The sequence below is a fragment of the Leptospira andrefontaineae genome, from assembly GCF_004770105.1.
Lineage (GTDB): Bacteria > Spirochaetota > Leptospiria > Leptospirales > Leptospiraceae > Leptospira_B > Leptospira_B andrefontaineae.
Genome location: NZ_RQEY01000029.1, coordinates 1 through 469, shown reverse-complemented (window position 1 = coordinate 469; position 469 = coordinate 1). Strand labels below are relative to the sequence as shown.

Annotated in this window: 1 protein-coding gene; it reads right to left on the bottom strand. The window is 36.5% G+C overall.

The window, feature by feature from the left end; all coding sequences use genetic code 11:
* Positions 1-469: SpvB/TcaC N-terminal domain-containing protein (locus EHO65_RS19850; RefSeq protein ID WP_279632296.1), on the bottom strand; the 469-nt coding region annotated here is incomplete at both ends.

Genomic DNA, 469 nt, shown 5'->3' with positions numbered 1-469 from the left:
TGCTATATTCTGCCAAGTTAATACACGAGAAGAACTACTGTATTTGAATTCAGGTTTTGTAGTATGGCGATCCGATTCTACTGTTTTAAGAATAGGTCTTCCTGAATCGAAAGAAGTATCATATACAAGATTATAAGTCCAAAGTTTTCCACCTGTCCAACCGACTTCTATTTTATCTAGAAGTCTGTCCATGACCATAGTGAAGCCGGGTGCCTTGCTTACGTATGAGTCTCCTCTGGACTTTGTGATAAATTTAACATATTGTTTTGCAGGAAAACCACTTCTGCTATTGCCAGTATATTTGATCTCTTGAATATATAAGTTTCGTTTTTCTGAATAATTGGAAGTATCGTAAGTAACCTGCATATAGTTTCCATTCCGATCTTCCGTTTTAGAAAGATACCAACTATATGTTCTGGAAATCTGATTTGGATCATAGATCCGATTGGAGGAAGTATCTCCGTAGATC